At 49.1% G+C, this 19,967-nt stretch carries 16 protein-coding genes; 7 read left to right on the top strand and 9 right to left on the bottom strand.

What is annotated here, in order from left to right; genetic code table 11:
- Positions 1-8 precede the first annotated feature (8 nt).
- A complete protein-coding gene (locus tag AC5SV9_RS09530) occupies positions 9-395 on the bottom strand; it encodes a response regulator (RefSeq protein ID WP_475151927.1) in 387 nt (128 codons plus the stop codon).
- Positions 392-2,251 (bottom strand): ATP-binding protein, encoded by a 1,860-nt coding sequence (locus tag AC5SV9_RS09525; protein ID WP_475151926.1) that lies wholly within the window; start codon positions 2,249-2,251, stop codon positions 392-394. The genes AC5SV9_RS09530 and AC5SV9_RS09525 overlap by 4 nt, the downstream gene beginning before the upstream one ends.
- A gap of 74 nt (positions 2,252-2,325) precedes the next feature.
- Here AC5SV9_RS09525 and AC5SV9_RS09520 point away from each other — a divergent pair, with 74 nt between their 5' ends.
- On the top strand, positions 2,326-3,513 hold the full coding sequence (locus tag AC5SV9_RS09520; protein WP_475151924.1) for a methyltransferase: 1,188 nt from the start codon (positions 2,326-2,328) through the stop codon (positions 3,511-3,513).
- Here AC5SV9_RS09520 and AC5SV9_RS09515 read toward each other — a convergent pair.
- The 4 genes from AC5SV9_RS09515 to speA all read right to left on the bottom strand — a co-directional run bounded on the left by AC5SV9_RS09515 (position 3,510) and on the right by speA (position 8,524).
- Positions 3,510-4,724: a mechanosensitive ion channel family protein gene (locus tag AC5SV9_RS09515; protein WP_226766252.1), complete on the bottom strand. Its 1,215-nt coding sequence runs from the start codon at positions 4,722-4,724 to the stop codon at positions 3,510-3,512. The two genes, AC5SV9_RS09520 and AC5SV9_RS09515, sit on opposite strands and share 4 nt — an antisense overlap.
- On the bottom strand, positions 4,718-5,647 hold the full coding sequence (gene yihG, locus AC5SV9_RS09510; RefSeq protein ID WP_475151920.1) for a 1-acylglycerol-3-phosphate O-acyltransferase, YihG family: 930 nt from the start codon (positions 5,645-5,647) through the stop codon (positions 4,718-4,720). The genes AC5SV9_RS09515 and yihG (AC5SV9_RS09510) overlap by 7 nt, the downstream gene beginning before the upstream one ends.
- On the bottom strand, positions 5,647-6,540 hold the full coding sequence (gene yihG, locus AC5SV9_RS09505) for a 1-acylglycerol-3-phosphate O-acyltransferase, YihG family (protein ID WP_475151919.1): 894 nt from the start codon (positions 6,538-6,540) through the stop codon (positions 5,647-5,649). Before yihG (AC5SV9_RS09505) ends, yihG (AC5SV9_RS09510) begins: the two co-directional genes overlap by 1 nt.
- 97 nt (positions 6,541-6,637) lie before the next feature.
- A complete protein-coding gene (gene speA / locus AC5SV9_RS09500; RefSeq protein ID WP_134053086.1) occupies positions 6,638-8,524 on the bottom strand; it encodes a biosynthetic arginine decarboxylase in 1,887 nt (628 codons plus the stop codon).
- Between the two features lie 134 nt (positions 8,525-8,658).
- On the opposite strand from speA, the gene speE reads away from it, so the two are divergent.
- The 3 genes from speE to tnpA all read left to right on the top strand — a co-directional run bounded on the left by speE (position 8,659) and on the right by tnpA (position 10,687).
- On the top strand, positions 8,659-9,516 hold the full coding sequence (speE, locus tag AC5SV9_RS09495; RefSeq protein WP_475151915.1) for a polyamine aminopropyltransferase: 858 nt from the start codon (positions 8,659-8,661) through the stop codon (positions 9,514-9,516).
- A gap of 104 nt (positions 9,517-9,620) precedes the next feature.
- Positions 9,621-10,070 (top strand): DUF4124 domain-containing protein, encoded by a 450-nt coding sequence (locus AC5SV9_RS09490; RefSeq protein WP_475151914.1) that lies wholly within the window; start codon positions 9,621-9,623, stop codon positions 10,068-10,070.
- A gap of 167 nt (positions 10,071-10,237) precedes the next feature.
- A complete protein-coding gene (gene tnpA / locus AC5SV9_RS09485; protein ID WP_475153362.1) occupies positions 10,238-10,687 on the top strand; it encodes an IS200/IS605 family transposase in 450 nt (149 codons plus the stop codon).
- Positions 10,688-10,753: 66 nt separating this feature from the next.
- Here the strand turns inward: tnpA and AC5SV9_RS09480 are convergent, their stop codons facing one another.
- The gene (locus AC5SV9_RS09480; protein WP_475153237.1) at positions 10,754-13,609 is read right to left on the bottom strand and encodes a TonB-dependent receptor domain-containing protein; all 2,856 of its coding nucleotides are present in this window, start codon (positions 13,607-13,609) and stop codon (positions 10,754-10,756) included.
- Between the two features lie 1,349 nt (positions 13,610-14,958).
- Positions 14,959-15,597: a YiaD family glycine zipper/OmpA-like lipoprotein gene (locus AC5SV9_RS09475; RefSeq protein ID WP_475153235.1), complete on the bottom strand. Its 639-nt coding sequence runs from the start codon at positions 15,595-15,597 to the stop codon at positions 14,959-14,961.
- Between the two features lie 203 nt (positions 15,598-15,800).
- On the opposite strand from AC5SV9_RS09475, the gene AC5SV9_RS09470 reads away from it, so the two are divergent.
- Genes AC5SV9_RS09470 through AC5SV9_RS09460 form a run of 3 tightly spaced genes read left to right on the top strand, consistent with a single transcriptional unit; the run spans position 15,801 to position 18,582 of the window.
- On the top strand, positions 15,801-16,319 hold the full coding sequence (locus AC5SV9_RS09470; protein WP_475153234.1) for a DUF4124 domain-containing protein: 519 nt from the start codon (positions 15,801-15,803) through the stop codon (positions 16,317-16,319).
- Between the two features lie 60 nt (positions 16,320-16,379).
- On the top strand, positions 16,380-17,486 hold the full coding sequence (gene proB / locus AC5SV9_RS09465) for a glutamate 5-kinase (RefSeq protein WP_475153232.1): 1,107 nt from the start codon (positions 16,380-16,382) through the stop codon (positions 17,484-17,486).
- A gap of 13 nt (positions 17,487-17,499) precedes the next feature.
- The gene (locus tag AC5SV9_RS09460) at positions 17,500-18,582 is read left to right on the top strand and encodes a glycerol-3-phosphate dehydrogenase/oxidase (protein WP_475153230.1); all 1,083 of its coding nucleotides are present in this window, start codon (positions 17,500-17,502) and stop codon (positions 18,580-18,582) included.
- Between the two features lie 26 nt (positions 18,583-18,608).
- Here the strand turns inward: AC5SV9_RS09460 and argA are convergent, their stop codons facing one another.
- Positions 18,609-19,931, bottom strand: coding sequence for an amino-acid N-acetyltransferase (gene argA, locus AC5SV9_RS09455; protein WP_475153238.1), 1,323 nt, complete (start codon positions 19,929-19,931; stop codon positions 18,609-18,611).
- Positions 19,932-19,967: the final 36 nt, after the last annotated feature.

The following is a 19,967-nucleotide window of genomic DNA, read 5'->3' as shown; positions in this document are numbered from 1 at the left end:
CAGGCAGGTTAACTGTGAAAATCACGCCAAATCTGACGGATTTGCTCTGATAAAGTCATAGGATCAAAAGGTTTTACCACTACATCCGCCGCCCCCAGTGCCTTGTAAGATGAAACTTCATTACTTTGCACTTTGGCGGTCATAAAAACAGTCGGTATGCCTGACAGATCATACTTCTGTTGCAGTTGTTGTAAGGTTGTCGGGCCGTCCATGCCCGGCATCATCACATCCATCAGGATCAGTTGCGGTGTGAATGCCGGATAGTCAGCCAGTGCCTGCTGGCCGCTGCCGCAGGTATGTACGGTAAAGCCGCCAACAGCTTCCAGAGCAATTTTGGCAACCTGTTGAATAGACGGGTCGTCTTCAACATGCATAATGCGTTGTAATTCTGTCATAGCTCAACCTCGCTGGGGTCTGTTTCACTGACCAGTGGCAGTAACAGATAGAACTCACTACCGTTACCGACTTCAGAATGAAAACCTATACTACCATGCATTCGGGTCATTAGTTGCTTGCTGATAGCCAGACCCAGGCCAGTGCCACCTTTACTCTTGCTGTCAGAGCTGTCAGCCTGGGAAAAGTGGCTGAAAATGTCTTTCTTAAATTCATCACTGATGCCACAACCTTTGTCTATTACCCGTACCAGCGCCTGTTGCTGCTGGCATTGCACCAGTATATCGACATCGGCACCGGCTGGAGAAAACTTGGCGGCATTAGACAGTAAGTTAGTCATCACCTGTTGCAGACGCATGCTGTCGACGTTGACCCACAAATCACTGGCGTCGGCCTGCAGCCGGTATTGCACCTGATACTGTTGAGCGTAGCTTTGGTTATCCCGCACTGCAGTTTCTATTACTGGCAGCAAAGGTTGCGGTTGCATATCAAACTGCATTTTGCCGGCAATAAGTTTATCCATATCCAGTAAATCGTTTATCAACAACTGTAGCTTCTTAACGTTTGCCTGTGCCAGCTCAGCCATCTGCATCGCCTGAGCCGGTAGCTGACCAAACACCTGACCATGCAACAGACCGATGGCGCCGCTGATTGCTGTCAGTGGTGTACGTAGCTCATGGCTGACGGTAGAGACAAACTCATCTTTTAACCGCTCGATTTTTTTACGCTCGGTAATGTCGCTGACAAAACCATGCCACAGTATGCTTCCGTCTGGCTGGCTTTCCGGCACGGCACGGCCTGCCAGCCACACTACCTCGCCATCGCTATGCTGAATGCGATGGTCCTGTTTCCATAGCGACAGTGTCTCGGCAGATTGGTGTATGCCCTGCTGTACTGATTCCTGGTCATCAGGATGAACTAATGCAAATAGCGGGGAGGCGTCCTGCTTTACCTGCTCGGGTGTCAAATGAAACAGCGTACGAATGCCTTCACTGCAGTAAGGGAAGCTGAATTTACCCTCAGCTGTTTGTCTGAATTGAAACACCATACCCGGCAACTGGCTGGATATTTTTTTCAACCGCTCAGCCACTTCAATCTGTGCTTCCAGATAACGGCGCCGTTCGATATTGCTGCCCACCCAGCGTGCCAGCAGGCTGACAAAATCGCGCTCTAGCTGGCTGAATGGCCGCACTCTTGGTTTGGCTGATGAAAAACTGATGGTGCCAAACGGGGTGCCCTCTACCTGCACTGCTGCGCCGATATAACTTTCCAGCGCAAAAGCACTGAAGCATGGATGGCTGGCGTATTTACTATCGCTCATATGATGCACGGCAAATACACTGTTGCCTGCCAGCGTTAAACTACAGTATGTCTGGCCAAGCTCAAAATGCGAGTCATCCTGCAGTAAACCAGCCGGCGCGCTGTGGACGACCACCTGATAGTCATCGTCGTTTATTTTGCTCAGTATAGCGATTGGCAGGTGCAGATAATCAGCTGCAACTAACAAAGCCTGACGTAGCTGTTCGCGCCAATCCGGGTTGAAGCTGGCGGCAATATTGTTCAGTGTACTCAGTGCCTGCTGATACTGTTTATTCTGCTGGGTTTCACGCTGTTGTTTTAGCTCCTGCGATTGCTGCAGTTCACGCATCAGCCGCCGCGTGACGCGTTGCATATCTGATAACAACAGCAATAGCAGCAGTTCACTGACCAAAAACGCCAGCGCCCACTTTTGCAACACATCAGTGGTTTGGTGCTGCTGATAATCCTGCCAGCCAAGCCAGCCAAAAAATGTCAGCAGCAACAAGCTGCCAAACCAGGTAATAAAATTGCTGGTACTGCTAACGCGTTGAATTATCATAGCGGCCTTAGATTCAGTGACAGCCTTACTATAAAGCACAAGCTTCAGTGTGGCAAAACAGCGGGCAGCTATTTATGCAAATCTCTTTATCGCAGCAGTTCGGGCAGCTGACCGCTGTATTGCAGCAGTACCGGCAATACTGGCAATTGCTGCCTTTTGCCTGCAATGCACTGCCGTGGTCTGATCAGCAGTTGCAGCAGTGTTTGCAGGTGCTTGATGAACAACAGATAAAGCAAATTGATAATAGCGGCGAGCTGCAGCAACAGGTGTTCGGGCCATTTTTCCCGGCGTTGTTTACTGTGCCGCATTTCACCGGTTGTGCACCGGAGCGAACATTGGCACCTTTGCCATTCTGGCTGGAAAACGGTATCGGCGGGCGCAAACTGCAGCAAATCGATGCGGTTTGCCAACAATGGCCAGAGCAGATGCTGCCGGTAGTGGAATGGTGCGCCGGTAAGGGGCATCTTGGCCGGATCCTGGCACACCGCTTTACCGCGCCGGTTACCAGTATTGAGTGGCAGGCTGCATTGTGCCGGCAAGGCGAGGAGCTGGCTGGTAAGTACAAGCTGGCGCAACAGTTTATTTGCGCTGATGTACTGAACGATTCATTGCAGCAGGTATTGCAACCGCAGCAACAACTGGTCGCGCTGCATGCCTGCGGGCAGTTACATATTTCGATGCTGCAGCAGGCAGTGCAGGCAGGGTGTCAGCAGTTACTGCTGGTACCCTGCTGCTATCATTTGATCCCACAGCCGTGCTACCAGCCGATGTCTGCTATGGGTGCTGCACAGGACCTAAAACTGGCCAAAGATGATCTGAAGCTGGTTGTGCAGGGGCAGGTTACGGCGGGCGGCCGGATTGAAAAACTGCGTGGTGCAGAAGTGCTATGGCGGCTGGCTTATGATGAGCTGCGTGCAGATCTCAGCAGCCAGCGGGAATACCGGCCGCTGGCATCGGTAGGCAAGCACTGGTTCAGCGGCGATTTCGCCGGTTTTGCGCACTGGGCTGCGGCTCAGCATCAGCTTACGTTACCGGTCAATACCGACTGGACACATTACTTGCAGCTGGGGGGCAAGCGGCTGCAGCTGGTGCAGCGCATTGAGCTGGTACGCCATCTGTTCCGCCGGCCGCTGGAGCTATGGTTGATGCTGGATAAAGCACTTTATCTGCAGCAGCACGGTTACGAGGTTCGTCTGACACAGCTGTGCGACTACCACATTACGCCCCGTAACCTGCTGCTTAGCGCGATAAAGCAAAGTTAACTGCCCTGTGTCAGTGACTGACGTGAGCCGATGCGCTGGAAAGCCGCCAGGTCGAATACCGGCAAGATGGCAAACAGTTTATCGAAAATATCCGCCTGAATAGCTTCATAGTTCAGCCAGTTTTTATCTGCACTGAAACAATAGATCTCAACAGGCAGGCCGACTTCAGTTGGCTGCAGTTGCCTGACCATCAGGGTCATATCCTGATTGATGCTTGGGTGGTGACGTAAGGTCCAGCGCACGTAATAACGGAACAGCGCGATATTGGTAACATCATCACTGCTTAATAAATCACGCACATCCTGTTGCTGAAAAAAATCGTGTAACCGTTGGCGTTGTTGTAGTTTTTCCAGCTCCGGGCTTTTAATAAAGCGGATAGTATTAATATCGATATTGATTGCGCGCTTGATACGCCGGCCGCCGGATTGCTGCATGCCACGCCAGTTTTTGAAAGAATCAGAAATCAGCGCATAGGTAGGAATGGTGGTAATAGTGTTATCCCAATTCCGCACTTTTACCGTTGTCAGCGCGATTTCTGTCACATCGCCGTCAGCGCCGTACTTGGGCATTTCGATCCAGTCACCGACATTGACCATGTTATTAACTGCGATCTGAATACTGGCGACAAAGCCGAGAATAGCGTCTTTAAACACCAGCAATAACACTGCTGTTAGCGCACCCAAGCCGCTGAGCAGTAAGGTTGGCGATTTACCCAGCGTGGTACTGATAATTAGGATGCTGAACACAATAAAGGTCAGCAGTTTTAGCAGTTGTGAAATACCCTGATACGGAATGGTAGGGTTCGGCACCAGGTGGGCGTAGCTTTTGGCGATCAGCGTAATAGCTGCGGCTACAGCCAGGCCAAGGAACAAATACAGGTAGAGCCAAACCAGCACACCGAGCACGGCAGACAAATGTTCGTTTTGACTAAACAACACCGGCAGTAGCGCCTGTAGCACCAGGGCCGGAAGCAAATGTGCCAGATGGCTGGCCAGGCTGCGGCGCTCGCGTTCAGTTTCGTGTGTTAAGCGCCCATCCAGTTTATCCAGTATGCGTGCCAGAATCGGCCGCAGCCAGGCCCGAACCAACATAAAGCACAGTGCTACCACAAACACAGCAATCAGAATGTTACAGCCAAGGATAAAGATATGGTGCCAACGCTCAGGCAGCATGATGCTGTTGGCCAGCAGGGTAAGCAGTTCATTTAGCATGGCAACTGCTCCGCTGATGTTCTTAAGGTTTCAGACTGATAAAACTGTTCGATAAGCTGCTCCTTGTGTTGCCAACGCTGGTTCAGCCAAAGCTGAAAGCGCTCGCGGAACTGCTCATCGTTAAAGTAATCACCGATCACCTGCTGGTCGACAGGCAATACCTCCACCTGAACCACGACGCGCTTCAGCTTTCCCATTAACATATCCATTGCGACATTATTCGGGTTATCCGGATACATCAGGGTGAAGTCTAAAATCGCGTTAAACTGCTCGCCCATGCTGGCGAGTGTAAAGGCAATACCGCCAGCTTTGGGTGGCAGTAAATAGTGGAATGGGCTGCGTTTTTGTACTTTTTTGTTTTCAGTAAAACGGGTGCCTTCAACAAAGTTAATAATAGTTGTCGGTACAGTTTTAAATTTCTGGCAAGACTGGCGGGTAGTTTCAATATCTTTCCCCTTTAAATGCGGGTATTTAGCCAGCTGAGCAGCGCTGTAGCGTTTCATAAAGGGCATATCCAGTGCCCAGCAACCTGTACCTAAGAACGGCAACCATTTAAGCTCATCTTTTAAGAAGAATTTGGGTTCGGGAATACGGCTGTGTGCAACGGTGCTCACTACAGGAATATCCAACCAGCTTTTATGGTTTGATATCAGCAGATACCAGCTGGCTTTATCCAACGCCTGCGCACCGGTAATTTGCCAGTCTGCGCGGTTAAATAAATTAATCAGTGCCGTGTTGCCTGACGTCCAGCCACGGTAGCAACCTTTACCTGCCAGCGCTGTAACACGATGTATTGCCGGAAACGGTAATAGCAGTTTGATTAAGCCAAGCGGGGTTACCAGTATGCCCCACAGGGCCAGGTTACAGCTAAACAGGGTCAGACTGAACGGCAGTAGCAGCCAGCCGGGTAAAAAACTTAACATTACTGCTTAACTCCTTGTTTCAGTTCGGTCAACTGTTGATCTTTTTGCTGCCATAACTGGTTAATCCACTGCTGGAAACGTTCGCGGTATTGGTTGTCGTTATAATCGCCCAGCAAATCGGGTGTTATCGGCAGCACGTTAACCTGCACCGTTATATCACGAACTTTACCGGAGATATAATCCCAAAAGGTTGGGATACCTTTAGGGTAATGAATAGTAATATCCAGAATTTTATGCAGTTGCTCACCCATGGCGCCGAGAACAAAGGCTGCACCGCCGGCTTTAGGCTTGAGCAGGTTTTGATAAGGTGCTTGTTGTTTATCGTGTTTTTCGCGGGTAAAGCGGGTGCCCTCAACGAAATTCATGATGGCGGCCGGTTTAAAGCGGAATTTTCGACAGGCTTTGCGCGTTGTCTCAATATCTTTACCTTGTAAATGCGGGTTACGTTGCAAAAACGCTTTGCTGTAGCGTTTCATAAAAGGGAAATCCAGCGCCCACCAGCATAGACCTATAACAGGTACGTAAATCAACTCTTTTTTCAGGAAAAACTTAATAAAAGGAATTTTACGGTTAAATACGTTTTGCAGCACCAGGATGTCGGCCCATGACTGATGGTTGGCTAACACCAGATACCAATCTTTGCGCGACAGTCTGTCCAGCCCGCTGATATGCCAGCGTATACGGGTAAATAAACGGGTGGTGAAGTTATTTACACTGATCCAGGAGACAGCACAGGCGTCCAGCAGATACGTCATCCAGCTTTGCCAGCGCGTTAAAGGTGGCAGTTTTAACAGCGCCAACAACATAATAGGGACAGACCAGAACAGAGTGTTCAGAATGTACAACAGCATCGACAAGGCGCCCGTAAGCGGGCGCGGTAAAAAATGTAGCATAGCAGCACCTGATAACAATGACCGGAAACAGTACCGGTAAAAATGATAACAGCAGGCTCGCCTGCTGTTAACACATCGGATCAGTAGCTAGTGTACCTTAATCTTCAAAGTAGGTGTAACCATAAACACCGGCTTTCAGCTCGTCCAGCAACTCGTCTTTGCGCCCATCAGCCATATCCAGTTTAGATAGCTGCTTGGTGTAGGATGCGATTAGCTTCTTGGCATCAAACTGCACGTAACGCAGCACATCGGCCACGGTATCGCCCTTGATGATGTTGGTCAGCTTATAGCCGCCGTCGTCAGTCAGTTCAACATGCACAGAGTCGGTATCACCGAACAGGTTGTGTAAGTCGCCAAGGATTTCCTGATAAGCGCCAACCATAAACATACCCAGCAGGTATTGCTGATCTTCTTTATACAGCGGCAGTGGCAGGCTGGGTTCTATACCATTGCCATCCGCATAGCTTTTTAGCTGGCCGTCTGAATCACAGGTAATATCCTGAATAATGGCGCGATGATCCAGTGGCTCATTCATCCTTTCCAGCGGCATCACCGGGAACAATTGATCAATACCCCAGGCATCCGGCATCGACTGGAATAAAGAGAAGTTAACAAACAGCTTGTCTGCCAGCTTTTCGTTCAGTTCGTCATGAATTGAACGGTGTGAGCGGGCTGTCATATCCAGATTTGCTTTCACTTTGTTGATAGTAGCGAAGTAAATTTGCTCAAGCAAAGACCAGTCCTGCAGTGTCAGCAGACCATGTACATATTGCGCATGTGCGTCGGTGAAGTAATGTACAGCGTCATGGTAGGCTTCAATAGCAGTGCGCGGCGTGACATTCTGATAAGCTTCCCACAAGCCAAGAATGACGGTAGGCGAGTCTTCACCCGGCTCCGGCAGATTTACCAGGCCCGGAGCGCGCTCAATATCAATCGCATCGGTAACCAGCACCGCGTGGTGCGCTGTCATCGCCCGGCCAGACTCGGTAATAATATTCGGGTGTGGCAGGTCGTACTCGTCGCAGACTTCTTTTAAGCCATTCACGACGTTACGGGCGTACTCGTACATGGTGTAGTTCATCGAACAGGCCGAACGGGATTTCGATCCTTCGTAGTCCACGCCTAAACCACCGCCAACATCAACAGTGCTGATGGGTACGCCCAAGGTGCGCAGCTCAGCATAGTGACGCGCGCATTCACGGATGGCGTTGTGAATATCGCGGATATTGGCGATTTGCGAGCCGATGTGAAAATGTACCAGCTGCAGTAAGTCAAGCTTGCCAGCGTCACGCAATATATCAATTGCCTGCAGCACCTGGGTGGCTGTTAAACCAAACTTGCCTTTCTCGCCGCCTGTGTTTTGCCACTTACCTTTACCGACAGAATTCAGACGGATGCGAATACCAATGCGCGGAGCCGCGCCCAGATTGTCAATTTCACGCAGCAGAGTTTTCAGTTCTGACAGTTTTTCGACCACCACATACACGGTGTGGCCCATCATCTGGCCGATAGTCGCCAAGCGCAAAAACTCGCTGTCTTTATAGCCGTTGCAGACAATTTGCAGCGGTTGTTCGGTCACGCCAAGAATGGCCATTAATTCCGGCTTACTGCCGGCCTCTAAGCCGACTTTACCACTGTCGTGGCTGATAAGGCGTTTAACCACAGAAAACTGCTGGTTTACTTTAATCGGATAAACCGCGGTGTATTGGCCCTGATAGTCTTTTTCTGCTTTGGCGCGCATAAACGATTTGATCAGCGTGTCGACCCGATGCTGCAGAATATCGGTAAAACGCACCAGTACTGGTAAGGTTAAGCCTTCTTCTTTAAAGCGTGCTGTCAGCTCCGGAAAACTGATACCGGTTTTACTATGATCCTGATCCGGGAAGGCGATCAGATCACCATTAGCATTGACGTCAAAATACCCTTCACTCCAGACAGCTACATTGTATATAGAGCGCGCTTTTTCAGTACCCCAGTCGGCCATTGTCGTTCCTTTAAAATTGAGATGTGCATAGTTTAAGGCGAATACTGCTCAGGTGCAGCAAAAAACACGAAATATTTGAGTGTAGCCGTAGTAAAGGGCACAATACGCGCCCTGTTACAGTAAGGGAAAGAGATATGTCGGGTTTTAACAACAATTGGTACACAGAAGTTTTTGCAGCAAGCGGCAGTGCTTTTGGTTTGCAAGTTACTAAAAAGCTTGATGAAGTGCAGTCGCCGTTTCAAAAAATTGAGATGTACGAAACCACACATTTCGGCAATCTGATGGTAATTGACGACGTTATCATGCTCAGCAGCCGGGACAATTTCTTATACCATGAGATGCTTAGCCATCCTGTATTGTTTACGCATGCTAATCCGAAAAATGTTGTCATCATCGGTGGCGGCGACTGCGGCACCCTGCGTGAAGTATTGAAACATCCTGGTGTTGAAGCCGTGACCCAAATCGATATAGATGAACAGGTTACGCGGATGTCAGAAAAATACTTTCCTGAGTTGTGTGCGTCGAACAATGATCCGCGTGCCACACTGAAGTTTGATGATGGCATCAAATATATGCGTGAAGCTGCTGCGGAATCAGTCGATGTGATCATCGTCGATTCAACCGACCCTATTGGCCCGGGTGAAGGCCTGTTTAACCGCGCTTTCTATGACAGCTGCCGTAAAGCCCTGCGTCAGGGCGGAATTTTAGTGCAGCAAAGTGAATCGCCACTTATTCATATGCCGTTGTTGAAAGATATGCGTCAGGCTATGCAGGACGCTGGTTTTGATGCATTGCAAACGTTATTGTTCCCGCAAATGGTGTATCCGTCAGGTTGGTGGACTTGTACTTTAGCCCGCAAAGGTGCTGGCTTTGACGGCTTCCGCGAAGCAGATGCTGCCGCCGCACCGTTCTCAACGGAATACTACAATGTAGCTGTGCACAAGGCGGCATCAGCCTGGCCTAATTTTATGCACAAAGCTTTGGCCGGCTAAGCTGAAATAACTGAGCCCACACTGAATAAAAAATAAATGTACGGCCATACTTGCTTAACTGGCAAGCTTTCTGTACATTTATTGTTCATGTGTGGGGTGCCAAAATGATGAAATATAGTTATCTGCTGTTTTTCAGCGTATTTTCTGTACAGGCTGCGGTATATAAGTGTGAGCAGAATGGCGTAGTAGAGTTCAGTCAGTTTCCATGTGCAGAGGAAGCTGAACAGGTAGATATGCGCCCGCTTGGCACAGCCATGATTGGTACCCGCAGCGAGTTTAAGCAGCAAGTTGATGCGGTAAGGCGGCAGAGCCGCTTTGTTGAGTTTCAGATCAGCAAACTAGAGCAGGAAAAGCAGCAACGTCTGGATGAGCTGAAAGCTGATTTATATAAGCTTCGCCGCAGTTTTCCTAAATCTGAAGAATTAGCTGCACTGCAGCAGAAAATAGATCGCTTATCTGAGTTGTATGATGAAAAAATCAGTGCTGAAAGGGGTAACCTGATGGCGCTGAAGTCAAAAGTGGTTAGCCTTGAGCGGCAATACGCACAGAACTAACATTTTTATCCCTGATAAAATAAGGCCCCGCGAGTGCGGGGCTTTTTGTTGTCAGCTTTAAACCACCTCCTATGGAGGTGGTGATCGTTTAGTCGGGGCTATGCCCGTAGAGTACCCATGTTAGATACTTCGCTCGTTTGTAACCAGCAAATGAGGAAGTAAATAACATGAGTAGATATGAATCCGCTTCACACGTCTTCTATCGTTGTCAGTATCACATCGTTTGGACGCCAAAGTACAGATACAAGCTCTTAACGGGTAATCTTGGCAAAGAACTTTACCGCAGCATTTATGTATATTGCTCGATGAAACGCTGCACGGTAGTAGAGCTGAACGTGCAGATAGATCATGTGCACTTAGTCGTGAGAACACCACCGAATGTCAGCGTGTCGGACTTGATGGGAGTCCTCAAAGGAAGAACGGCAATCAGGCTATTTAATAAATTTCCGTATCTTCGTAAGAAAAAGCTGTGGGGAAATCACTTTTGGCAGCGCGGCTACTTCGTAGACTCAGTTGGCGCGAATGAAGAAATTATCCGGCGCTATGTTAGGCATCAGGATAAAGTGGGCAGAGAAGACGAGGAACGTCAATTAAGGCTGGATGTAGAAAATAATTAAGCCCCCTTATAGGGGGCCAACGCAAAGCCACCTCCTATGGAGGTGGATTTTTACTATGGGTAGCTTTTACAAACTAAAAGATGCGCGCAGGTACCAGTAACGACTACCTGGCATATCATAAGTTGAAGGGTCATAGCCGTTCAGCGAACAGGACAAACATACCGGCGGTTCTTTGCCAAACAGGTTATTAACACCAAAACTTAATTGCATGCCTGATAACACGGCATCGGTGCGCCAGCTTAGCTGTGCATCATGGTAAGTGGTGCTACCCAGTCTGTTTTGCCCTGTTGTTGGGTTGTTACGGCAAATGGCAAAACTGGCAGCGTCACCGCAACTTTCCTCCAGATCACTGGTGTAGCGCATGGTCCAACTGGCTTGCCAGGCGTCATGTTTCCAGTTTAATGCCAGATTACCGCTCCATTCAGGAATTGCAGAGTCGTTTGCTTCAATGCCGACAGTTTTTGGCTGTTGCTGGCCGTTGGCATCCAGCACTTTGTAATCTTCAACCAGGGTGGCACGCAGTTTCACATCAAATTGACCAAAACCGGTTTGCGGCAACAGCCAGCCAATATCAAAATCCAGGCCTGAAGTGTCTATGCTACCAATGTTAGTCAGAACGTTATTAAATTGGTCGATAGCGCCCAGCTGGTTGCGGCCTATGCCATTACAAAAAGTGTCAGACAGTGTTTGCACACACAGATTAAGTTGGGTTTGTGCATCCAATGCCTGAATAGCGCCTTTCAACTCATGCTGGTACCAACTGACACCAACGTCCAATCGTTCTGACCAGGCTGTTGCTGCGGCAAATTCCGGACTAAACACCATACCCAGGTTATAGCTGGTTGATGTTTCTGGTGCCAGGTCGCGGTTACCACCAGTTACCACACTGATTTGCGGGTTAGGCTGCTGATAATCAGCCGGCACACCAAGAGCGGCGCAATTTGCCACCAGAGCGGCGTCAGGCTGTGAGCAGGGATCTGACAGTACTGCATCAAAGCCGCTGGCTGAGCCGAATAATTCGCCGATATTCGGTGCCCGGAAACCTTCAGACCAACTACCTCGGAATAACAGCTCATCTTGCATTAGCCAACGAAAACCAAGTTTGCTGGTGGTTTCACTACCGAAGGTTGAATAATCCGAATACCGGCTGGCGAGACTTAAATCCAGTTGTTTCGCCAGGGACAGATCTGCCAGCAACGGCACATTGAGTTCAACAAATAACTCGTTAACATTAAGCGAACCAGCGGTTGGCAGAGAGACAACGCCATTATAATCACCCGCTACGGTGAGAGCGTCGGGATTGTATTCGCCACTATATTTACGGTACTCCCAGCCGGAAGCGAAACTGAGAGCGCCAGCGGGTAATTCCATCAGTTCACCGCTAATGTTGGCAGAATATAAACTCAGTTTGTTTTCGCTGGTATCGCGTACCACAGGCCGAATATAATCAAACATAGTCGGCGTAATGCTACCGGCGCCAAAGATGTTTAGCGGAACGCATGCGGGATCAGCCTGGCAGGCAGCCAGTGGGCCCAAGGCAGTGGCAATACGCCGGGCATTGTAGCTGCCGAAATTATCCTGCTTTGCCCGGTTGGTGCTGTAAGCGGCGTTGACATCCCAGTAAAACAGTTGCTGGGCCAGCTCAAATTGCCCTTCAATACCGCTGCCAAGATAAAAAGTGTCAACGTTTTGTTCAAAGCGGCGAGCTCCACCTTCTACAGGACGTCTGCCGGCCAGTTGCAGCGTCGGATCAACTCCTGCGGCAACTAAATCAAAACCAAACGGATTATATGGATTGTCCGCTGCAATTGTAAGGTTATCTAACCAAAAGTTACTTGGCACTGCGGTACCAATAAACATAGGCTCTGGTGCGGCTTGGTTTACGCTGTTACGTTGGTTGTATAACGCCCGCATATACCAGTGCGTATCTGGGCTAAACTCGTAACGTTGTTGCCCATAAAGTGAAATACGTTTGTTGGGGGTCTGCAATAAGTTGTAGCTTGCATAGTTAAAGCGGTCTGCGGTGGTAAAGCAATGAAAGTCGTCAGTCCTATCACAACTGTCGCCCAGAGTCGGGTCGTAGTCCGGACTGGCCACTCCGGCGTTGGGAACCAGGTCCATTGTAAATCCGGTATTGGGGTCTGTAATGATAAAACGTCCACCCGGAATGGCAGAGCTACCAAGTGCCAATCCTGTGCCAGGTACTGGTAAGCTGGATTGTTCGCGGGTGTTGGCGAATACCGATTTTTGCTCGTTATAACTGGCAGCCATAAAATAGCTGTGCTTATCGCTTTCGCCACCAAAACTTAGTTCGAAGGTTGTGGTATCACCGTCGCCTTCGCTGAATTGACCGAAGCTGGTGCTTAACGTTGCGCCGGTCGCAGCACGGCGGGTTATAATGTTGACTACGCCGGCAATGGCGTCAGAACCATAAATAGATGAAGCACCATCTTCCAGCACTTCAATTCGCTCAACAATTGCCAGCGGTATAGTGTTTAGATCTACTACGCCACCAACACCAGACGCGGAGCTTTCATTTACCCAGCGAATGCCGTCTACCAAAACCAACACACGTTTAGCGCCCAAATGGCGTAAATCTACGGTGGTAGCCCCGGCTCCAACGCCACCGCCATCTGGTGGAAAGCCGAAGTTGCCACTGGAATTAAATTTAGTATTAAGTGCTGAGCCCGAGGCCGTTATATTCTGAATAATGTCACCGATAGAAGACAATCCAGAGCGGTCTATCGCATCACGATCTAGTATTTGCACAGGGCTGCGACCTTCAAGCTCTGCTTGCTTAATCCGGCTGCCAGTAACTTCAATGCGTTCAACACTTTTATCCGCAGTATTGTCCTGTGCCAGGGCGTGGGTTGTTGTCAAAGCCATTGCACTGAGCGATATTATTGAGTAATGGGTGCGCATGCAGTATTCCTAATTGTTATTGTCTGAATAACTGCTGACAGCATGTCTGACAGGTTCTGTTAGCCAGACAACAAGCAGTAACATGGGCTTATTGCAGATAAGCTCAGGCAGTAGCTTAGCTAAGAGTTTGTATTTTGTAAAAAAAGTTTAATATAAATGTGTCGTATTGCGCTTGAGGTGTGCTGCGAAAGCTGCCACGGCCTTTCGTTGGTCTACGAAAGGCTTGAGCAAACCAGAGCTGGAATTACCTTCAAAGAGTCATCCCAGCTTTTATATATCCGGTCTAATCAGTAACAAAAAATCAACGATTACGGCACGACTGTGTGCGGCATTCATCGTTCAATTCCAGCAGTGATCTGCTGAATATGCTTTTATATCCCTGATTATCTGTCACTTCCAGTGACACCTCATATCGAGAATACGACCTACCATTTATGTATTCAGATTGCACATGAGGCAGTGTTAAACTCGCAGAGCTACTTGCCACACTGCCGTTTACAATCCAACGATAACTTACGATTGAACCATCATAGTCGCTCGAAGTGCTTGTCAGTACAAATGAAGAAACTCGTGGAGAAACTGAGAAGCCAGCAACGGGTTTGTAATCGCAAACGGTACTCTTAACTTCTTCATTGTGCGAGAAAGGTACATTTGCGATGCAGCTAAGCTCCCTAGTCACAGTTTTGGGGATGGTACAAGCTCCAGGACCGGCACCGTAGGATTCCTGAAACGTAATCAATTCACGCAATACCATTGTAGATTTCGTTGTTGGCGCTGCGGAGCTATACAAAGTCTTTGTATGTGTTTGGGTAATCAGATCAATAGTCCGGCTATTAATTACTTTACAAGTTTCTTGAGTATAAGTGTCATCACACTGCACTGGGCCAGAATATATTGGTTTGTAACTAATTATCTCCCTACAATTTACCGGTTCTGGTGTTGCAAATGCGGATGCCGCCATTATTGACATTAGCGATAAAAAAAATGATTTCATATCAGTATTCCCACAAGTAGTTATGTCTGAGCTGATGCTCACACAAGCGTCATATTAGATAGTGATTCCAACTTCATGTGATTTGGACTGCTGAGTAATAGTCCAGCAACAACTCTATCATTGTTTACATATATAAAATATATGTTGCAAAAATATTTATTTCGACTGCATTTAGGGAGGGCTGGTGAGATTGATGAAAATTCGCCATTTGCTATGGAAATGCTGATATAAAGTTATGCTTCAAGGGCGCATAACCCTCGTGGCCTATATATTTATAGCAAGTCAGCTGTCGCTTTTATTAGCGACTAGAAGAAAAACAGCGCCCCCGGGCGCTGTTTTTTAGGCTGAGGACTCTTTACTCTACAATCGGTTCTATATGAATTTCTACCCGACGGTTTTGCGCGCGGTTGGATTCTGATGTATTCGGCACTATCGGATAATTAGGGCCATAACCTTTAGTTTCCAGCCGGATAGCCTGCACATTTTGTGCAATGAGATACTGTTTTACGCTGTCAGCACGTGCTTGCGACAGATTCATATTGTACTGATAAGCGCCGGTGTCATCAGTATGGCCTGCAATCACCAGCATGGTTTTTTCATAATCACGCAACACTTTGGCAATATCATTGAATACCGGATACAGGCTTGACCTTATGTCTGAGCGGTTAATGTCAAACGTTAACTGCGCTGGGATATCCAGCCTTAACTTGTCGCCTTCACGCACTACTTTAACACCGCTGCCGCTAAGCTCCTGGTTCAGTGCTTTTTCCTGCTTATCCATATAACTGCCGACTGCCGCTCCGGCCAGCGCACCAACGGCTGCGCCAATAACTAAACGTTTATCTTTATGGTTACCTGTGGCTTTACCTGCTACGGCACCCACCACAGCGCCAATGGCTGCACCTTTACCAGTGTTAGAATATTCATTTGACGCACAACCTGCGATAGCAAGGCTGGCAGAGACTAAAGAAACAATTAAGACAGAACGGCGCATAAATAAAGCTCCTTAAAACATATTGGGCAAAGCTTAGTAAGAAACAACTGAATTGCTGCTGAACTATATCAGCGCTGTATTTACAATTTTGTTGAGTTTTTGTTTATTTTATCGCCTTTGTTCACTTCGGCTTATTTTTTCAGTATTGTAGGCGGGTTTCGTTGCCAACTCGCACAGCTGTGGCACAGGGAAAGGATTACATAATGAATAAAATATTGCGCTTTTGGTTAGTGCTTAGCTGTACATACATCATGCAGCCAGCACAGGCTGATGTGTATAAATGTACTGATGCCGCCGGCGAAGTGGTGTTTCAGGGAGAGCCTTGTCGTAAGGGTGATGAGGTAAAGTTAGATATTCGCTTTTCTGAGCAGCAACAACAGGTTGTAGAGCAGTTGATATCTGGCAGCTGGTGTGAAGTAGGCACTTCCAACGTGCCTGATGGCACTGTGCAGCAAGACAACGCTTTGCGTAAAACCTGGATTTTCAGTGAGCGGCAGATGGTGCAACATATAAGTCAGGGGCAACGGCTGGATACATTTAAATATCCGATACGGCAATCCCCTGGTTCTTTTGTCATCGATCACCCGGCTTTCGGTAGCGGTCAGGTGAGTTGGCAGGTGAAAAAGCTGACAGATGATCAACTGGTGATTGCTGCCTACGGTGGCTTTACTCACTTAACTGCAGGAAATTGCGAAATAGCCATGGCCAGTGCACAGAATTAATTAGACATATAGATGCCCAAACTTTAAGCTGCTGGCAGTGCTCAGTTTAAAGGTGTGTCTATGTTGAATTCTGTTTGGCGGCGCATTGTCATTAAAGTCGGCAGTGCGCTGATCTCTCCTGATGCCAAAGGGTGCTCTACCCGTTATCTGTTGGCGATAGCCCGCTTTATCAACGAGTGTCGTCAACAAGGCGTTGAAGTCGTCCTCGTTTCTTCAGGCAGTGTTGCTGCCGGGCGCAATGCTATCGCTTTTACGCATCAGCCGTTACCAATCAACGTTAAGCAAGCTATGGCAGCAGTTGGCCAAACCGAGATGATGGCTGCCTGGAGCCACCTGTTCGATTTTCGCTGTGCACAAATTTTGCTGACGCACGATGATCTTTCCAACCGGCGTCGTTATCTGAATATTGATAATACCTTACGTACCTTACTGGCAAATCAGGTACTGCCTATCGTCAACGAAAATGACAGCGTCGCGACAGCTGAGCTAAAAGTGGGTGATAACGATAACCTGGCAGCTATGGTGGCTATTTTGGTCGACGCTGATGCGCTGATTATCTGCTCTGACATTGATGGCCTGTACACTGCTAATCCGCGCACGAACGCCGAGGCCCGCTTTATCCCGCGTGTAGAGCAGATAAACGCTGATATTTACGCTATGGCCGGTGGTAGCCACCATGCTATCGGAACCGGCGGCATGCTGACGAAAATTCAGGCCGCTGATAAAGCCACCCGGCAGGGGGTCGATACGCTGATCATCAATGGCCAGCGACCTGACAGCTTTGAAGCGTTACTGCGCGGTGAAGCTGCAGGTACCTTGTTTGTTCGTCAGCAAGACCGGTTGAGTGCGAAGAAACACTGGATGCTACACAGCCTGAAAAGTCAGGGCAGTATTACGCTTGACAGCGGCGCGGTGCAGGCGCTGCTGCACAAAGGTGCGTCTATACTGGCAAAAGGTATAACTGCAGTTAACGGGCAATTTGATAAAGCCGATGCTATCTGGTTATGTGACAGTGCTGGCAAGCAACTGGCGAAAGGCATTTGCCAATACAGCGCAACAGAGCTGCAGCTAATCAAAGGGTTACACAGCCAGCAAATTGCAACGACGCTGGGTTTTTGCCCCAGTGAAGTTGTGGTGCACCGGGACGATATTGCCCTCTTAGCATAAAAACAGGTGGCAGATGAAAATAGCGGTAATCGGTGGTGGTATAAATGGCTTAAGTTCGGCCTGGCAGCTGGCACTGGCCGGTTACGACGTTAGCTTGTTTGAACGTGACGGCGTGATGCAGGCAACGAGTATAGCGTCGTCAAAACTGCTACATGGTGGCTTGCGTTATCTGGAGCAGGGTGAGTTCAGGCTGGTACGCGAAGCGCTGCAGGAGCGGCGCTGGTGGCTGAAAAAGGCGCCGCGTTTAACCCGGCGTTTACCGATTTTATACCCGTTGTATGCTGACTCGCGCCGTGCCCGCTGGCAATTGAAAATCGGTTTATGGCTGTATGACAGTTTTGCCGGGCGCAAGGGCATTGGCCGGCACCGTTGGCTGAGCGCAGAACAGGCAAAGCGCTGCTCGCCCCGACTGAAAGCTGAAGGCTTAAAAGGCGCTTACCTGTTTTTTGATGGTCAGATGGACGATGCGAAGCTGGGGCAGTGGATGGCGCAGCAGTGCGCTAAGGCTGGCGTTAAAATTCACGAGCAGAGCCCGGTTTTGCAGGTTCGTACTGATGCTCAGCTTGAGCTGGCCAGCGGCTGGCGGTCGTTTGACCGCATAATCAATGTAGCCGGCCCCTGGAGCCAACAGTTATTAAAGCAATCCGGCTTACCGCAGCAACCACTGGATCTGGTGCGCGGCAGCCATTTGCTGTTACCGCCAACCGGGGCTTATGGCCATATGCTGGAGGTGCCGGGTGAGTCGCGTATAGTGTTTGTATTGCCGTATCAGGGCAATACTCTGCTCGGCACCACTGAGGTACGTCAGCAGCTGTCAGAGCCTATCCGCTGCTCTGTGGCTGAACGTGACTACTTACTGGCGACCTATAATCATTACTTTGAACCGCAGCTTGGCATCGACGATGTGCTGGCAGATTTCGCCGGCGTCAGGCCTTTACTGAGTGGCAGTGCAAATGCCAGCAAGGCCAGCCGTGAGTACCAGCTAAACTGGCAGGGTAAACTGCTGACCGTATCCGGGGGTAAATGGACAACAGCAAGGGCGCTGGCAAAAAGCGTGGTTAAACAGGTTGTGCGAAAAAGCCAGTCAGATGGCTAACCGGCATTCATTAACATTCAGAGTGTTTATAACGTAATCGCCAGGATCTTTGAACGGCGTTGATAATTATACAGCTGCTTTTTCTGGGCAGGTAAATCATCGACCGTCAGCAGCTCAAAGCCGTGCTCAAGGAACCAGTGAATACTGCGGGTAGTCAGCGCAAACAGTTTGGCATATTTACGCTGGCGCGCTTGCTGGATCACTGCTTTTAGCAGAATGCTGCCGCGGTCGGCATCGCGGTAATCAGGATGCACCGCCAGACAGGCAAATTCACCGACGTTTTCCTCAGGAAATGGGTATAGTGCAGCACAGCCAATGACCAGGCCGTCGCGTTCAATTAGCGTAAACTGATTGATTTCCATCTCCAGCTGCTCACGGGAGCGGCGCACCAACAGGCCTTGCTGCTCCAGCGGGCGGATCAGATCCAAAATACCACCGATATCAGAGATAGTCGCCTGACGCAGTTTCTCTGCCGATTCGGTAACAATTTGCGTGCCGATACCATCACGGGAGAACAGTTCCTGCAACAGAGCGCCATCTTCATCGTAACTGACTAAGTGGCAGCGTGGCACACCAGCCCGGCAAGCGGTAATCGCAGCATGCAAAAATGCCAGCGTACCCGGGCAGGCATCCTCATCCTGCTGTTCCATTTGCAGCATAATTTTTTCTGCGGCATTAGGCATTAACTCAGCTGTTATCTCGCCATTTTCGCCAATGATGCCGCCAATTTCGTTAAAGCCGATCATCTTGTCGGCTTTTAGTTTGACAGCAACCTGAGTGGCGATATCTTCTGCTGTTAAATTAAAGCTTTCTCCGGTAACTGAGGCGGCTATTGGTCCCATCAGTACTATGCCGTTGTTATCCAACTGGCGACGGATACCGGCAACGTCAATGCGGCGTACTTTGCCGCTGTGATGATAATCAACGCCTTCATCCACGCCCAGTGGCTGGGCAATAACAAAGTTGCCACTGACTACGTTTATCTGTGCGCCCTGCATAGGCGTGTTACTTAAACTCATCGATAAACGGGCAGTAATATCAAGCTGTAATGCGCCGGCAACCTGCTTAATAAGACGGAAAGAATCATCGTCTGTTACCCGTACACGGTTATGGTAGGTCGGTTCCAGTCCGGCTTGTTGCAGCGCCGAGTTAATCTGTGGCCTGGCGCCGTATACCAGTACTACTTTGATACCCAGGCTGTTCAGCAAGGCGATATCGTTAATTATGCTGCGAAAGCCTGGCTGGGTAATGGCTTCACCACCCAGCATTACAACAAAGGTCTTACCGCGGTGGGCGTTAACGTAAGGGGCAGATTGACGAAAACCGGAGACAAGTTCAGTAGTGCGCACGGGTTGTGAGTTTCCTTCTGACAAGACAAAGTACAG

Source organism: Rheinheimera sp. ATLC3 (assembly GCF_059429535.1).
Note: the sequence above shows the minus strand (reverse complement) of the source record. Positions and strands in the feature narration are given on the sequence as shown.

What these genes read in the sequence shown, in the direction of transcription:
- speA (WP_134053086.1), bottom strand. Translation starts at nt 8,524, where the DNA reads ATGGCCGACTGGGGTACTGAAAAAGCGCGCTCTATATACAATGTAGCT.
- AC5SV9_RS09490 (WP_475151914.1), top strand. Translation starts at nt 9,621, where the DNA reads ATGATGAAATATAGTTATCTGCTGTTTTTCAGCGTATTTTCTGTACAG.
- AC5SV9_RS09470 (WP_475153234.1), top strand. Translation starts at nt 15,801, where the DNA reads ATGAATAAAATATTGCGCTTTTGGTTAGTGCTTAGCTGTACATACATC.
- AC5SV9_RS09515 (WP_226766252.1), bottom strand. Translation starts at nt 4,724, where the DNA reads ATGCTAAATGAACTGCTTACCCTGCTGGCCAACAGCATCATGCTGCCT.
- speE (WP_475151915.1), top strand. Translation starts at nt 8,659, where the DNA reads ATGTCGGGTTTTAACAACAATTGGTACACAGAAGTTTTTGCAGCAAGC.
- AC5SV9_RS09460 (WP_475153230.1), top strand. Translation starts at nt 17,500, where the DNA reads ATGAAAATAGCGGTAATCGGTGGTGGTATAAATGGCTTAAGTTCGGCC.
- AC5SV9_RS09530 (WP_475151927.1), bottom strand. Translation starts at nt 395, where the DNA reads ATGACAGAATTACAACGCATTATGCATGTTGAAGACGACCCGTCTATT.
- yihG (WP_475151919.1), bottom strand. Translation starts at nt 6,540, where the DNA reads ATGCTACATTTTTTACCGCGCCCGCTTACGGGCGCCTTGTCGATGCTG.
- proB (WP_475153232.1), top strand. Translation starts at nt 16,380, where the DNA reads ATGTTGAATTCTGTTTGGCGGCGCATTGTCATTAAAGTCGGCAGTGCG.
- AC5SV9_RS09475 (WP_475153235.1), bottom strand. Translation starts at nt 15,597, where the DNA reads ATGCGCCGTTCTGTCTTAATTGTTTCTTTAGTCTCTGCCAGCCTTGCT.
- tnpA (WP_475153362.1), top strand. Translation starts at nt 10,238, where the DNA reads ATGAGTAGATATGAATCCGCTTCACACGTCTTCTATCGTTGTCAGTAT.
- AC5SV9_RS09520 (WP_475151924.1), top strand. Translation starts at nt 2,326, where the DNA reads ATGCAAATCTCTTTATCGCAGCAGTTCGGGCAGCTGACCGCTGTATTG.
- AC5SV9_RS09525 (WP_475151926.1), bottom strand. Translation starts at nt 2,251, where the DNA reads ATGATAATTCAACGCGTTAGCAGTACCAGCAATTTTATTACCTGGTTT.
- AC5SV9_RS09480 (WP_475153237.1), bottom strand. Translation starts at nt 13,609, where the DNA reads ATGCGCACCCATTACTCAATAATATCGCTCAGTGCAATGGCTTTGACA.
- yihG (WP_475151920.1), bottom strand. Translation starts at nt 5,647, where the DNA reads ATGTTAAGTTTTTTACCCGGCTGGCTGCTACTGCCGTTCAGTCTGACC.